Here is a 13,046-nt window from a genome sequence, read left to right on the forward strand (position 1 = left end):
GCGTCTTGCTCGCTCATCGGCCTGCCCCCGTCCTCAGGGTTGCCATGCTCTCGCGAGCGGCCCGGAGCGGAGCGGCGATTGCCGCAATCCGCATCGAATCCTGAGGTCGGTCAGTCGCCCTTCACGTTGACGATCTGCCGGAGGGTGTGACGGATGCGCACGAGATCGGCGGCGTCGGCCATGACGGTGTCGATGTCCTTGTAGGCCTGCGGGATCTCGTCGAGGAACGCATCCGTGCGCCGCCACTCGATGCCCCGCATCGCCTCCTCGAGCTGCGCGCGCGTGAAGGTGCGCCGCGCCCTCGACCGCGAGTACTCGCGCCCCGCGCCGTGCGGCGACGAGTTGAGCGCCGTGCGGTCGCCGAGCCCCTCGACGACGTAGGAGCGTGTCCCCATCGATCCGGGGATGAGCCCGAGGACCCCTTCGGCGGCGTCGATCGCGCCCTTCCGCGAGAGCCAGACGTCCTCGCCGAAGTGCTGTTCGCGCGCGGTGTAGTTGTGGTGGCAGTTGATGCGCTCGAGCTCGCCCGCTCCGGTGCCCGTCCACGACTCGAAGGCGGCGACGACGCGATCCATCATCTCCTCGCGGTTGAGGAGCGCGAAGTGCTGCGCCCAGTCGAGCTCGGCGATGTAGCGGTCGAACTCCTTCGTGCCCTCGACGAGGTAGGCGAGGTCGCGGTCGGGCAGCTCGATCCGGTGCGCCTTGGCGTATGCGTGCGCCGCGGCGATGTGCCGCTGCGCGATCTTGTTGCCGACCCCGCGGGAGCCGGAGTGCAGGAACAGCCAGACGCGGTCCTGCTCGTCGAGGCTGATCTCGATGAAGTGGTTGCCCGAGCCGAGGGAGCCGAGCTGCATCCGCCAGTTCTTGGCGTCGTCGGCGGGATCGAAACCTGCATCCTCCGCCATCGCCTCGAGCTCGGCGACGCGCGTCGCGGCGCTCGGTGTGAGCCGCTTGTTGTAGTGGCCGGCCGAGAGGGGCACGGCGCGCTCGATCGCCAGCCGCACCTTCGACCGGTCCCTCGGCAGCGAGTCGGCGGTGTGCGACGTCAGCACGGCGATCATGCCGCACCCGATGTCGACGCCGACGGCGGCGGGCATGATCGCGCCGCGGGTGGGGATGACGGAGCCGACCGTCGCGCCCTTCCCCAGGTGCGCGTCGGGCATGAGCGCGAGGTGCGGCTGGACGAACGGCATCTCCGAGGTGCGCTTCGCCTGCTCGAGCGTCTGGTCATCGATGATCGAGGCCCAGCTGTAGAGCTTGGGTGATACCCGCTCGGCGGTCATGGTGCCCTCCTTCGTGCGGCCACTTCCGGTCGGGGGTCGGCCGATGTGACCCGGGCTCGCGCGGGATGCTACGATGGTCGTCGCTCCCGCAGCGATCCTCGATAGCTCAATTGGCAGAGCAGCCGGCTGTTAACCGGCAGGTTGATGGTTCGAGTCCATCTCGGGGAGCGACAGGCCCTCACCCTTCGGGGTGGGGGCCTTCTTCGTGCGCGTTCAGCGGCCCTCAGCGGCGCCGGTTCCGACCGCTGATCCAGCCGAGCGCGGAGCTCAGCAGTGAGCCGCGTCCGCGAGCGCCGGCCGCGCCGCCCATGCCGGTCGAGCGCCTGCCGCGCGCAGCGCCGCCCGAGCGGCGACGCGAGACCGCGTTCCGCAGTTGAGAGAGGAAGTTCATCGTGCACGCTCCTTCGTGTTGGTGCACGGAACGTAGCGCCTCCGGCTGGAGGATCGCCGGGCCGACGGCTCGCCGGTCACGCGTCGAGGTCGTCCTCGCCCGGCATCCAGCTGAGGCCGTCGACGCCCCACTTGTTGCGCTTGATCGCCTTCTGCACGCCCTTCGTGCCGAACGCATCCAATCGGTCGGCGTAGAGGATGCCGTCGAGGTGGTCGAACTCGTGCTGCAGGATGCGCGCGAGCCATCCGGAGGTCTCGAGCTCGTAGTGCTCGCCGTGCTCGTCCTGCGCGCGCAGGATCGCACGCTCGGCGCGCTTGAGCGCGAAGCGCTCGCCGGGGATGGAGAGGCAGCCCTCCTCCTCGTCCTCCTCGGGCACGCCGATGGGGAGCGGCGAGATCCACAGCTCGGGGTTCGCCGCGACGCCGCGCGTGCGCACGCCCTCGGAGTCGGTCCAGTCGTAGACGAACAGCCGCGTGCCGATGCCGATCTGCGGAGCCGCGAGGCCGACGCCGGGCGCGGCCTCCATCGTGGCGAACATGTCGGCGACGAGCGTCCGCAGCTCCTCGTCGAAGTCGGTGACGGGCTCGGCGACGGTGTGCAGCACGGGATCGCCCGTGATGCGGATGGGCAGTACGGTCATGTCCTCCAGGGTATCGGCGAGCCGAACGGTAGGTTTTCTTGGTGCTGTTCACCTCTCTCGACGACCTGGCGGCTGAGATCTCGCTCACGCCGATGCAGGCCCTCGGGATCCCGGTGGCGATCGTCGGCGCCGTCTTCCTCTCGGTCGGCACGCAATTCCAGCACCGCGGCGTCGACCAGTTCGAGGGTGGCGACCAGCGCGGCGCGCACCTCGGCGGCTCGGCGGTGCTGCGGCTGCTGCGGAACCCCGCGTGGGTCGTCGGCACGCTGCTGCTCGGCCTCGCGGTCGTCATGCAGCTCGGTGCGCTCGCGCTCGCACCGCTCATCGTCGTGCAGCCGCTCGGCGCGGTCGCGCTCGTCGTCACGGCGATCCTGAATGCGCGACTCGCGAAGATCAAGCTCGATCACCGCACGATGCGCGCGATCGCGCTGTGCCTCGTCGGCATCGGCATCTTCGTCGGCGTCGCCGCGATCTTCGCCGTCGAGCGTCCCATCAGCGACCGGCAGCTGCTCACGGTGCTCGCCCTGCTCGTGGTGGGCCTCGCGGGCGTCGGCATCGCGTGGTGGTTCTACCGCAAGCGCGCGAACGCGATCTTCTACATCGTCACCGCCGGCGTGCTCTACGGATTCGTCGTCACCCTCTCGAAGATCGTCATCAACCGCATCATCTCCGGCCAGTTCGAGTGGCTCACGATCGTCTGCGGCATCGGTGTCGTGATCGCGCTCGCGGCCGGGAGCTACGCAGTCCAGCTCGCCCACGCATCCGGCCCGCCCGATCTCGTGATCGCCGGGCTCACGGTCGTCGACCCGCTCGTGGCCGTGCTCATCGGCGTGACGGTGCTCGGCGAGGCCGCCGCGACGCCGCCGTGGGCCATCATCGTCTTCGCCGCCGCGGGAGCGATCGCCGTCACCGGCGTGCTGCAGCTCGCGCGGCACCATCCCCAGATCCGCCCGCTCGCCGAGGCGCCCGAGGAGACTCCATGACCGACCGACCGCTTCGCGTCCTGATCGCGACGGACACCTTCGCGCCCGACGTGAACGGCGCCGCCAAGTTCACCACGCGGCTCGCCGCCCGGCTCACGAAGCGCGGGCACGAGGTGCACGTGGTCGCCTCCTCGCTCGGTCGCGGCCGGCACGGCACGCACGTCGAGGAGCACGAGGGCGAGCGGTTCACGGTGCACCGGTTGCGCTCGCTGCTCTACCCGGGGCACGAGTGGCTGCGGTTCGCCGAGCCGTGGCGCATGTTCTCGAACGCGGCATCGCTGCTGGATGCGCTGCGCCCCGACGTCGTGCACTTCCAGTCGCACATCGTGCTCGGCCGGGCGTTCTCGATCGAGGCCAAGAAGCGCGGCATCCGGGTCATCGGCACGAACCATCTCATGTTCGAGAACCTCATGGATCACTCGAACATCCCGCAGGCGCTGCAGGGCAAGACCGTCGACTTCGCCTGGCGCGACGCGGCGAAGGTGCTCGGCCGCTGCGACGTCGTCACGACGCCGACGCGCCGCAGCGCCGACTACCTCGAGAAGATGACGGGCCTCACGGGCGTGCACGCCATCTCGTGCGGACTGCCGGGCGATGAGTACCGTCCGAACCCCGAGCGGCAGCACGGCCGCATCGTGTTCGTCGGCCGCGTGACGAGCGAGAAGCGGCTCGAGACCCTCGTGCGCGCCGTCGCGCAGCTGCCCGCTGATCTCGACTGGCACCTCGACATCGTCGGCGGCGGCGACCAGATCGACGAGCTCGCGGCGCTCGCGCGCGACCTGCACGTCGTCGACCGCGTGACCCTCACCGGCTTCGTGAGCGACGAGGAGCTGCGCGAGCGCTTGCGCAGCGCCGAGGTCTTCGCGATGCCGTCGACCGCCGAGCTGCAGTCGATCGCCACGATGGAGGCCATGGCGACGGGGCTGCCGGTCGTCGCGGCCGACGCCATGGCGCTCCCGCACCTCGTGCGCGACGGCGCGAACGGCTGGCTGTTCCGGCCCGATGACGCGGTCGACCTCGCCGAGAAGCTCGAGCGCATCATGCGGCTGAGCGACGAGGAGTACGGCAAGTACCGCCAGCACAGCCTCGAGATGGTCGCGCCGCACGACATCGAGCGGACGATCACCGCGTTCGAGCGCCTCTACCGGGGTGAGGACATCCGCGACCCTGACACCCGGGTCGACCTCAGCGACTAGGCTCGACCGGTCGGGCCTCGCGCCCGCGGGGCGGTAGCTCAGCTGGTCAGAGCAGGGGACTCATAATCCCTCGGTCACGGGTTCAAGTCCCGTCCGCCCTACGAGGAGCATTCGGGCAGAGCCCGCGATGGGCGGCTCCTCGTGCAACACTCGCCTCGGAGCGACGAGCACCCCAGCGCGGCCGCCCGATCGTCCCTCGAGAGGCTCGTCTATGCGACGCACGCTCGCCGCGCTCACCATCAGCGCCGCCACAGCGGTCGGACTCACCGGCTGCGTCATCATCCCGCCGTTCGCCGACCCGTTCAGCTACGGCTTCGTCGGCGGCTACGGCCCCTACGACCCGTCGAGCGACGACGGGTCCGACCCGGCCGAGGAGGAGATGTACCAGGAGGAGCACCGCACGTGGGAGCGGGACTTCGCCGCCTCCGTCGCCGAAGAGCTCCGCGTGCGCGGCTCGGAGCTGCCGCCCGCCGAGGGTGAGCCGATCGAGGCGTTCCGCCACGTCGTCATCGGCGCCGGCTACCAGTGGTGCGACCGCCTCTACATCGACGAGGAACGAAGGGGCGACGCCGGCGAGCACGCCGAGCAGGCTGCGCTCTACGGCTGGAGCGCGGACGAGTACCGCGTCATCGCCGAGGCCGCGGAGACAGAGCTGTGCGGCATGTGATCCTGGGTCGGCACTGCGATCGCTGTCGCCGCGCCTCATCCGCGTACCTCTGCCCGAAGCACGGGCACTGAGCGGCGGACCTCTCCCACGGCGACCTGGCACTGGCCAGGGGAATGCTCGCGGCCGCTCGCACCTTGCACCCCTCATGCGAGCCATCGTCTACTCCCAGCCCGGCCCTTCGTCGGTCCTCGAGCTCAACGACCGCGAGCCCGGTGTGCCGGGCCCGGATGACGTGCGGGTCCGCGTCGCGGTGTCGGGCGTCAATCCCACGGACTGGAAGGCCCGTGCGGGCAACCGGCCGCTCGAGTTCGCAGAGGTCGTCCCGAACCAGGACGGCGCCGGCGTCGTCGATGCCGTCGGCTCGGACGTCGAGGATCTGCAGGTCGGCGATCGCGTGTGGATCCACCTCGCCGCCCACCAACGACCGACGGGGACCGCGCAGGAGCTCACGGTCGTGCCTGCAGACCGCGTCGTCCGCCTGCCCGACGGCATCGGATTCGACGTCGCGGCGAGCCTCGGCGTGCCGGCGATGACCGCCCACCGCGCGCTCACCGTGCACGAGCTCGGGCCGGCGCGGCTCGCGCCCGGGGCGCTCGACGGGCGCTTCGTGCTCGTGCAGGGAGGGGCAGGAGCCGTCGGACACGCGGCGATCCAGCTCGCGGTCTGGGCAGGGGCGACCGTCATCGCGACGGTGAGCAGCGACGGCAAGGCAGCGCTCGCTCGCGCGGCGGGCGCGCACCACGTGCTGCGGTACCCGGATGCGCAGCTCGCCGACGAGGTGCGCGCTGCGGCTCCCGAGGGGGTCGACCACATCGTCGAGGTCGCACCGGCGCAGAACGCCGCGCTCGACGTCGAGGTGCTCGCCAACCACGGCAGCATCGCCTACTACGCGAACAACAACGGCGATGACTTCACCGTCCCGATCGCGGCGAGCTTCGCGAAGAACGCCCGCTGGCAGGGGCTGCTGCTCTACACCGTCGGACGGGACGCGCTCGCCGCCGCCGCGGAGGACATCACGGCCGCGCTCGAAGCCGGCGCCCTTCCGGTGGGGGAGGCCGCTGGCCTGCCCCTCACGTGGTTCCCGCTCGAGGAGGCCGCGGCCGCCCACGATGCCGTCGAGGGCGGCGTCACCGGGAAGGTGCTCATCTCCGTGGCCGACGACCTCCGCTGAGCGAGCCGTCGCGGGTCCGGCCGCGCCGTGCGCGTCGGCGGTTCAGCGCGATCGGGACCTCGAGGGCGACGAGTGCTCGGGCGCCGGCGAGGCCCCACGGGACACGGGCAGCTGCTTCTGGTGGGATGACTCGAGCAAGCGGTGCAGCAGCTCGCCGAGCCTTGACGTGGTCGCTCTTCGGGCGCGTCACTCATCCTCGCTATCCCTGCTTGACGGCTGAGGGATCGACGCAGACGACGCCCCGGTTGCCCTCTCGGTCGGCGATCACGGTGAGCCACGGAGCCTTGCTGTCGTCGACGACCGTCCCGCCGGCGGAGAGCGCGGCGGCGATCCGCTGCGGACCGACCTCCGGCGGTACGTAGACCTCGATGTGGCAGCGCTCCTGGTTCCCCTCCGCAGCGTCCCCGAACCACAGGTTCGGCACCCGTCCCGTGGGGTCGCGGATCTCGTCGCTGGGGGAGCCGAGGCCCTGCGCCGCCGGGTCGCCCGTCAGGAGCGCCGCCCACACCGGTGCGATAGCGGCGGAGTCTGCCGTGTCGAGTCCGAGCTCGATAGCCGTGACCGCAGCCGGGTCGGCCGTGAGTCCCTGCTCGGCCGCGATCTCGGAGATCCGCCGGGCGAGGTCGAGATCCTTCTGGGTCACCCATTGCACGACGTGCTCGCTGCCGGCGTCGTCGCGGTAGATCGCGTCGTCGCTGAGGAGCTTGAGGTCGACGTGCCCGTCGCCGAGGGCGACGCTCGGATGGTGACCGAGCGCATCCCCCGCGCCTCCCACCTCGACGAGGAAGCGCGCCCCGGCGCCGAAGTCGTCGATGCGGTAGCGAGCGTGCAGCCCTTGCGCGAGCTTGCGCCAGTCGGCCAGGTCAGCGGCGGCGATCTCCTCGCCAGACAGCATGTCCATGCGACCTCCCTCGGTCAGCCGCAACGCTTGCAGAGCATGGCGGTCGGCGCAATCGCCTCACGTGCACAGCGCCCCGGCAGGACGCGCGCGCTAGCGTCGGCGCACACGAGCGGGCGACGGCGAGGAGATCGACATGCGGGTGCAGGGCACGCCGGACGAGCACGGCACCACGGGCGAGCGGGTCCACGACGCGGGCGAGCCGGAGGTCGAGCTCGCGCGCTCGAGCTCACCGCTCGCGCGCTGGATCTCGGAGCTCGCCGCGAAGCTCGGCGAGCTCGTCGGCCCCTACGGCACGCTCATCCTCACCCTCGCGATCGGCGCGGTGGTCGCGTTCGCGCTCGCCCTCGGCGCCGTCGGCGTCTACGACGCGGTCACCGACGAGGACGGCGTCGCGGGCATCGACCGCCCGCTGCTCGACGCCATCCTCACCATCCGGGATCCACGGGCGGATGCGTTCATCACGGGGTTCACGGATCTCGCGGGCACGATCGGCATGCCCCTCATCGCGATCGTGTCGCTCCTCATCCTGATCCTTCGCCGCCGCTCGTGGACGCCCCTCGTGCTCGTCGTCGCAGCGGGCGCGGGCTCGCTGCTCATGACGGTCGCGGGCAAGGTGCTCATCGGCCGCGACCGCCCGCCGCTCACCGACGCCGTGCCGCCCTACGAGGTCTCCGCCTCGTTCCCGAGCGGGCACACGCTCAACGCGGTCGCGATCCTCGGCATCATCGCTTACCTGCTCGTGCTCCGACGCCGCTCGGTGTGGGCCCGGGCGGGGATCATCGCCATCGCGGTGGTCGCCTCACTGCTCGTCGCGGCGAGCCGCGTCTACCTCGGGCACCACTGGGTGACCGACGTCGTGGCGGGCTGGCTGCTCGGCGCCGCGTGGCTCGCGATCGTCATCACCGCCCACCGGCTCTACCTGCTCACTCGTCTCCGGCACGATCAGCAGCGGGCGCCGGCTGCGGCTTCGTGATGCCGAACCGCGTCGCCGCGTAGGCGACGAGGCCGACCGCGATCGCGATCGCGCCGAGCAGCCACACGTGCGCGTCCTGCTGCGTGAGCAGCAGGATGCACGAGGCGATCCCGAGCACGGGCACGAAGGTCCAGACCCGGAAGTGGTCGCGGTCGACCTTCTCGCGGCGCAGCACGAGCACCGCGACGTTCGTGCTGAGGAAGATGAACAGCAGCAGCAGCACGACGGTCTCGGCGAGGGTGCCGAGGTCGCCGATGAACGTGAGGCCGATCGCGATCGCGGTCGTCACGAGGATCGCGACCCACGGCGTGCGGCGCTTCGGCAGCACACGCCCGAGCACCGAGGGCAGCAGCCCCTGCTCGGCCATGCCGTACGCGAGCCGGCTCGCCATGATCATCGTCAGCAGCGCGCCGTTCGCGACCGCGATGAGCGCGATGGCGCTGAAGACCCAGCCGGGCACGGCGAGCCCCGTCGCCTCGAAGACCTCGAGCAGGGGCGCGCTCGAGTCGGCGAGCTCGTCAGCCGGCATCGCGATCGAGCTCGCGAGCCCGACGAGCACGTAGACGACGCCCGCGACGATGAGCGAGCCGAAGAGCGCGCGGGGGTAGACCCTGCGCGGGTTCCGCACCTCTTCGATGACGTTCGCGGACGTCTCGAAGCCGACGAAGGAGTAGTAGGCGATGATCGCGGCCGAGAGCGTCGCGATCGCCGGGTTGACGCCCGCGGGGAACTCGCCGACGCGCGAGACGTCGCCGCCTCCGCCGCCCATCATGAGCCCGACGGCGATGATGATGATCAGCAGGCCCGAGAGCTCGATGACGGTCATGACGACGTTGCCCGCCATCGACTCGCGGATGCCGCGCGCATTGAGCGCGGCGACGAGCAGCAGGAAGATCGGCGCGGCCACGACGGCGGGCACCGGCACGAACTCGGCGAGGTAGTCGCCGGCGAACGCGAGCGCGAGCCCCGCGGCGCTCACGACGCCCGCGGCCATCATGCTGAAGCCGACGAGGAACGAGACGATGGGGCTCTTGAAGGCGCGCTGCGCGAAGACGGCCGCGCCGCCCGCTTGCGGGTACTTCGTCACGAGCTCGGCGTAGGAGCCGGCCGTCAGCAGCGCGAGGAGCAGCGCGACGATGAGCGGCACCCACAGCGCACCGCCGACCTCGGCGGCCATCGTGCCGGTGAGGGCGTAGACACCGGCGCCGAGCACGTCCCCGAGGATGAACAGGAACAGCAGCGGTCCCGTGATGCCTCGCTTCAGCTTCGTGCTGATCTCGCCGTTCTTCGCCGCTGTCTGCTCGTCCAAGCTCATAGCCGAAGCCTAGGTCGGCGCCCCTGCGGGACCGCCGAGCGCGGCGCCCGATAGCCTCCAGGCATGGCACCCTCGACGCCCTTCCTCGCGATCGACCTCGAGCGGATGCAGGCGAACATCGCGCGCGCGGCCGAGGCCGCCACCGCGCGCGGCATCGCCCTGCGGCCGCACGCGAAGACCCACAAGACGATCGAGATCGGGCGGATGCAGCTGGCGGCCGGGGCGCACGGGCTCACCGTCGCGACGGTCGGGGAGGCGGAGGCGTTCGCCGCAGCCGGGCTCGACGACCTCTTCATCGCCTTCCCGCTGTGGATCGACGGCGACCGCGCGGCCAGGCTGAGCCACCTCACCGCGGCCGGCGCCGCGGTCTCGATCGGCGTCGACTCCGTCGAAGGCGCCGAGCGCATGGCCCGGGCCGGCCTCGCGGGTCGCGTCGCGGTGCGCGTCGAGGTCGACGTCGGCCATCACCGCTCCGGGTGCGCGCCCGAGCGCGCGGGCGAGGTCGCGGTCGCCGCGGCGGGGGCGGGCATCCACGTCGAGGGCGTCTTCGCCTTCCCGGGGCACGCGTACGCGCCCGGGGCCCGGGCGGAGGCCGCGCAGCAGGAGGCTGCGGGGCTCCGCGTCGCAGCGGAGGCGATGCGCGCGGCGGGCCTCGAGCCGATGGTCGTGTCGGGCGGCTCGACGCCGAGCTTCGAGGCGGCGCTCGGGATCGATTCGCCCGTCACCGAGCTGCGGCCGGGCGTGAGCGTCTTCGGTGACGCGCAGCAGTGGGAGCTCGGCACGATCGACCCGACGGCGATCGCGCTCACCGCGCACGCGACAGTCGTCTCGCACGCGGGCGGCCGGATGGTGCTCGACGCCGGCTCGAAGGTGCTCGGCCCGGATCGCGCCGCGTGGGCGAGCGGTCACGGTCGCCTGCTCGACGATCCGGATGCGCGCATCGTGCAGCTGAGCGAGCACCACGCCGTCGTCGAGCTGCCCGGCGACCTCCCGCCGCTCGGCTCGCGCGTGCGGGTCGTGCCGAACCACGTGTGCATGGCGGTCAACCTCGTCGACGAGCTGCACGTCTTCGACCGCGGCGACGACGAGCGCCCCGCGACCCGCTGGCGCGTCGCGGCTCGCGGCCGCAACGACTGACTGCTCAGGCGCCGAGCGAGCCGATCGTCTCCGCGAGCCGGAGGATGCCGTCACCGGCGTTGATGCGCCCGTCGCGGTCGAGCGCGAAGATCGGCACGCTCGTCGCGCCCGCATCGGCGAGCGCGGCCGCGCGGTCCGCGATCTCGGCGGCCGACGCATCCGCCCGCACGCTCGTGAACTGCACGACCCCGAACGGCGCGTCGAGCCCGTGCTCGGCCCGCACCGCGCGGATCGTCGCGACCGCCGCGCGGGCGGAGTCGGGCGTCGCGTCGCCGGCGAGGATCACGCCGTCGCCGAGCTCGGCCGCGAGCGCGAGCGTCTTCGGCCGCTCGGCCCAGGTAGAGGGGCGGCGATGCGGCGGGCGGCCAGCGCAGCTGCACGCGATCGAGCTGCACGTAGCGGCCCCGCACGCTCACCTCGTCGCCCGCGAGCAGCTGTCGCAGCGCCTCCGCGTGCTCGCGCAGCAGCGTGAGCGGCGACTGGGCGCGCACGCCCGCTTGCCCCATCCACTCGAGGACCCCGTGGCCGGCGCCCGGCAGCACGCGGCCGGGCGCCATGCGCTCGAGCGTCGCGATCTCCATCGCCGTGAGCGCGACGGCGCGGAGCGGCACGGGCATGAGGCCGATGCCGACCCGCAGCCGCTCGGTCGCGGCGAGCACCGCTGCCGCGGTGGCCGAGCCCGACTCGGCGAAGCAGTCCTCCCACATCCACACCTCGTCGACGCCCGCGCCCTCTGCGGCGCGGGCGATCGGGACGAAGCGCTCGGGCGCCGCGTCGGGAGGGATGATGAGGCTCAGCTGCGGCATCGCGTCCATGACCCCACGCTAGGCGGCCGTGCACCCCTCGATCGATAGGCTTGGGCCATGACCGACGCCGCCGTCACGAGCCCCGACACCACCGTGCCCGAGTCGCACCTCGCCTTCCGCCGCAAGCGCGACGCGAGCGTGCGCGGCCCGCAGGGCGCGGTCGCGCTCGTCACCACCGCGTGGGTCTCGGAGCCGACCGAGGTCGAGGGCGTGCCGGGCACGTGGGCGCCCTCGCCCGCGGGTGACGGGCTGCAGGTGACGGCGGATGCGTCGGCCGAGATCATCGTCGACGGCCAGCTCGTCCACGGGGCGGCGATGGTCTACAGCCACGACTCGATGACGCCGAGCTCGGTGCGCTTCGACGACCGTCGCACGGCGTTCGTGATCGGTCCGGACTTCCACGGCCGGTTCGCGCTGCGCGTGTGGGACGCGGAGGCGGGCGACGACCGCGGCTTCGACGGCATCTCGACCTTCGACTACGACCCCGCGTGGGTCAAGCACGGCACGTTCGAGCCCGTCGACGGCGGCGTCGCCTTCGAGTACGGCAAGTCGCAGGGCGGCTCCATGCGGAAGGGCGTCTCGCCCGGCACGATCCGCTTCGAGCACGAGGGCGCATCGGTCGAGCTCGTCGCGCTGCCCGACGGCGACAGCCTGCAGATCGTCTTCGCCGACGCGACGACGGGGGAGGCCACGTACGACGTCGGCCGCTTCCTGTTCGTCAAGCCGCGGCACGACGGCACGGTCGAGCTCGACTTCAACCGCGCGATCGTGCCCCCGTGCGCGATGAGCGACCAGTTCAACTGCCCGCTCCCGCCGGCGGGCAACCGCCTCGCGTTCCCGATCGAGGCCGGGGAGCAGCGGCCGATCTTCGCGGAGGCCGCGCAGACCGAGTAGCGAATGACACGCTTGGAGTTCGCAGCCGGCGTGTGACAGACTCGAGGCATCGACTCGGGCTCGTTCGACCGATGGGGAAGTCGCATCGAACGAGGGAGAGACGATGACTGCTGCGAACATGCTCAGGCGACGTCCCGCGACCACCGCGGGGGTCGTCTGGATCCACGCGTCCCCGCGCGTCATGCGCACCCACCTCGAGTGGGCCATCGGCCAGGCCGTCGGCGATGCGCTGCGCTTCGTGTGGCAGCCGCAGCCGGCCGAGCCGGGTGCCGAGCGCACCGAGGTGCACTGGACGGGGCCCGTCGGCACCGGCGCCGCGATCGCGAGCGCGCTCGCCGGCTGGCGCGATGTGCGCTTCGAAGTGACCGAGGACCCGTCGCCCGGCAGTGACGGCATGCGCTGGATGCACACGCCGCAGCTCGGCATCGCCGCGCGCCGCATCGACGCCGCGGGCTCCCTGCTCGTGCCGGAGGACCGCATCCGCAGCGCCATCGACGCCGCCGGTCCCGACTCCCGCGCCCTGCTCGCCGAGCTCGACGAGGCCATGGCAGGCCCGTGGGATCGCGAGCTCGAGGGCTACCGCCACGCCTCCGAGGCATCCCCCGTCGCCTGGCTCCATCGCGTCGGCTGACGCACTCCAGACGACCGAGGCCCCCGCTGCGAACAGCGGGGGCCTCGGTGCTTCGCGA

At 72.0% G+C, this 13,046-nt stretch carries 13 protein-coding genes, 2 tRNA genes and 1 pseudogene; 10 read left to right on the forward strand and 6 right to left on the reverse strand.

Translation table 11 applies throughout. The features are described from left to right. Positions 1-110 precede the first annotated feature (110 nt). A complete protein-coding gene (locus tag ACP7BI_RS11810) occupies positions 111-1,283 on the reverse strand; it encodes an RtcB family protein (RefSeq protein WP_425846506.1) in 1,173 nt (390 codons plus the stop codon). A 95-nt stretch (positions 1,284-1,378) separates the two neighbouring features. Between ACP7BI_RS11810 and ACP7BI_RS11815 the strand changes: the two genes are divergently transcribed. Beyond that, a tRNA-Asn gene (locus tag ACP7BI_RS11815) sits at positions 1,379-1,451 on the forward strand. Positions 1,452-1,750: 299 nt separating this feature from the next. Here the strand turns inward: ACP7BI_RS11815 and def are convergent. Beyond that, entirely contained in the window at positions 1,751-2,314 is a 564-nt protein-coding gene (gene def, locus ACP7BI_RS11820; RefSeq protein WP_425846509.1) for a peptide deformylase, read from the reverse strand. A 41-nt stretch (positions 2,315-2,355) separates the two neighbouring features. Here def and ACP7BI_RS11825 point away from each other — a divergent pair, with 41 nt between their 5' ends. The 5 genes from ACP7BI_RS11825 (at position 2,356) to ACP7BI_RS11845 (ending at position 6,331) form a co-directional block, all read left to right on the forward strand. Further along, positions 2,356-3,297, forward strand: a complete 942-nt coding sequence (locus ACP7BI_RS11825; RefSeq protein WP_425846512.1) for a DMT family transporter — start codon at positions 2,356-2,358, stop codon at positions 3,295-3,297. Then, positions 3,294-4,493, forward strand: coding sequence for a glycosyltransferase (locus tag ACP7BI_RS11830; protein ID WP_425846515.1), 1,200 nt, complete (start codon positions 3,294-3,296; stop codon positions 4,491-4,493). The genes ACP7BI_RS11825 and ACP7BI_RS11830 overlap by 4 nt, the downstream gene beginning before the upstream one ends. Positions 4,494-4,520: 27 nt before the next feature. Then, positions 4,521-4,594: transfer RNA gene (locus tag ACP7BI_RS11835), tRNA-Ile, on the forward strand. A gap of 110 nt (positions 4,595-4,704) precedes the next feature. After that, positions 4,705-5,160 (forward strand): hypothetical protein, encoded by a 456-nt coding sequence (locus ACP7BI_RS11840; RefSeq protein WP_425846518.1) that lies wholly within the window; start codon positions 4,705-4,707, stop codon positions 5,158-5,160. A 145-nt stretch (positions 5,161-5,305) separates the two neighbouring features. After that, positions 5,306-6,331 carry an NADPH:quinone reductase gene (locus tag ACP7BI_RS11845; protein ID WP_425846521.1) on the forward strand — a complete coding sequence of 342 codons (1,026 nt, stop codon included), beginning with the start codon at positions 5,306-5,308 and terminating at the stop codon, positions 6,329-6,331. 199 nt (positions 6,332-6,530) lie between these two features. On the opposite strand, the gene ACP7BI_RS11850 is transcribed toward ACP7BI_RS11845, so the two are convergent. Next, on the reverse strand, positions 6,531-7,232 hold the full coding sequence (locus tag ACP7BI_RS11850) for a VOC family protein (protein ID WP_425846524.1): 702 nt from the start codon (positions 7,230-7,232) through the stop codon (positions 6,531-6,533). 133 nt (positions 7,233-7,365) lie between these two features. Here ACP7BI_RS11850 and ACP7BI_RS11855 point away from each other — a divergent pair, with 133 nt between their 5' ends. Further along, positions 7,366-8,205, forward strand: a complete 840-nt coding sequence (locus ACP7BI_RS11855; RefSeq protein WP_425846527.1) for a phosphatase PAP2 family protein — start codon at positions 7,366-7,368, stop codon at positions 8,203-8,205. Here ACP7BI_RS11855 and ACP7BI_RS11860 read toward each other — a convergent pair. Continuing rightward, complete coding sequence (locus ACP7BI_RS11860) at positions 8,156-9,520, reverse strand: APC family permease (protein WP_425846530.1); 1,365 nt, start codon at positions 9,518-9,520, stop codon at positions 8,156-8,158. The genes ACP7BI_RS11855 and ACP7BI_RS11860 overlap by 50 nt on opposite strands. 63 nt (positions 9,521-9,583) lie before the next feature. Between ACP7BI_RS11860 and ACP7BI_RS11865 the strand changes: the two genes are divergently transcribed. Next, positions 9,584-10,657, forward strand: coding sequence for an alanine racemase (locus ACP7BI_RS11865; protein ID WP_425846533.1), 1,074 nt, complete (start codon positions 9,584-9,586; stop codon positions 10,655-10,657). A 4-nt stretch (positions 10,658-10,661) separates the two neighbouring features. Here ACP7BI_RS11865 and ACP7BI_RS11870 read toward each other — a convergent pair whose 3' ends face one another. Continuing rightward, positions 10,662-10,943 carry a hypothetical protein gene (locus ACP7BI_RS11870; RefSeq protein ID WP_425846536.1) on the reverse strand — a complete coding sequence of 94 codons (282 nt, stop codon included), beginning with the start codon at positions 10,941-10,943 and terminating at the stop codon, positions 10,662-10,664. A 103-nt stretch (positions 10,944-11,046) separates the two neighbouring features. Further along, positions 11,047-11,472: pseudogene (locus ACP7BI_RS11875) on the reverse strand (LLM class flavin-dependent oxidoreductase); the annotation flags it as partial. A 48-nt stretch (positions 11,473-11,520) separates the two neighbouring features. Between ACP7BI_RS11875 and ACP7BI_RS11880 the strand changes: the two are divergent. Both ACP7BI_RS11880 and ACP7BI_RS11885 read left to right on the forward strand, forming a co-directional pair. Beyond that, complete coding sequence (locus ACP7BI_RS11880; RefSeq protein WP_425846539.1) at positions 11,521-12,357, forward strand: DUF1684 domain-containing protein; 837 nt, start codon at positions 11,521-11,523, stop codon at positions 12,355-12,357. A 103-nt stretch (positions 12,358-12,460) separates the two neighbouring features. Then, entirely contained in the window at positions 12,461-12,988 is a 528-nt protein-coding gene (locus ACP7BI_RS11885; protein WP_425846542.1) for a DUF3145 family protein, read from the forward strand. The last annotated feature ends 58 nt before the right edge of the window (positions 12,989-13,046 follow it).

Origin of the sequence: Agrococcus sp. TSP3-2-1 (genome assembly GCF_049897585.1) — a bacterium.
Classification (GTDB): Bacteria; Actinomycetota; Actinomycetes; order Actinomycetales; family Microbacteriaceae; genus Agrococcus.

Bases quoted from the DNA above. Each gene is read 5' to 3' on its own strand.
- ACP7BI_RS11860 (WP_425846530.1), bottom strand. From the start codon at position 9,520: ATGAGCTTGGACGAGCAGACAGCGGCGAAGAACGGCGAGATCAGCACG.
- ACP7BI_RS11865 (WP_425846533.1), top strand. From the start codon at position 9,584: ATGGCACCCTCGACGCCCTTCCTCGCGATCGACCTCGAGCGGATGCAG.
- ACP7BI_RS11885 (WP_425846542.1), top strand. From the start codon at position 12,461: ATGACTGCTGCGAACATGCTCAGGCGACGTCCCGCGACCACCGCGGGG.
- def (WP_425846509.1), bottom strand. From the start codon at position 2,314: ATGACCGTACTGCCCATCCGCATCACGGGCGATCCCGTGCTGCACACC.
- ACP7BI_RS11850 (WP_425846524.1), bottom strand. From the start codon at position 7,232: ATGGACATGCTGTCTGGCGAGGAGATCGCCGCCGCTGACCTGGCCGAC.
- ACP7BI_RS11840 (WP_425846518.1), top strand. From the start codon at position 4,705: ATGCGACGCACGCTCGCCGCGCTCACCATCAGCGCCGCCACAGCGGTC.
- ACP7BI_RS11810 (WP_425846506.1), bottom strand. From the start codon at position 1,283: ATGACCGCCGAGCGGGTATCACCCAAGCTCTACAGCTGGGCCTCGATC.
- ACP7BI_RS11880 (WP_425846539.1), top strand. From the start codon at position 11,521: ATGACCGACGCCGCCGTCACGAGCCCCGACACCACCGTGCCCGAGTCG.
- ACP7BI_RS11845 (WP_425846521.1), top strand. From the start codon at position 5,306: ATGCGAGCCATCGTCTACTCCCAGCCCGGCCCTTCGTCGGTCCTCGAG.
- ACP7BI_RS11830 (WP_425846515.1), top strand. From the start codon at position 3,294: ATGACCGACCGACCGCTTCGCGTCCTGATCGCGACGGACACCTTCGCG.
- ACP7BI_RS11855 (WP_425846527.1), top strand. From the start codon at position 7,366: ATGCGGGTGCAGGGCACGCCGGACGAGCACGGCACCACGGGCGAGCGG.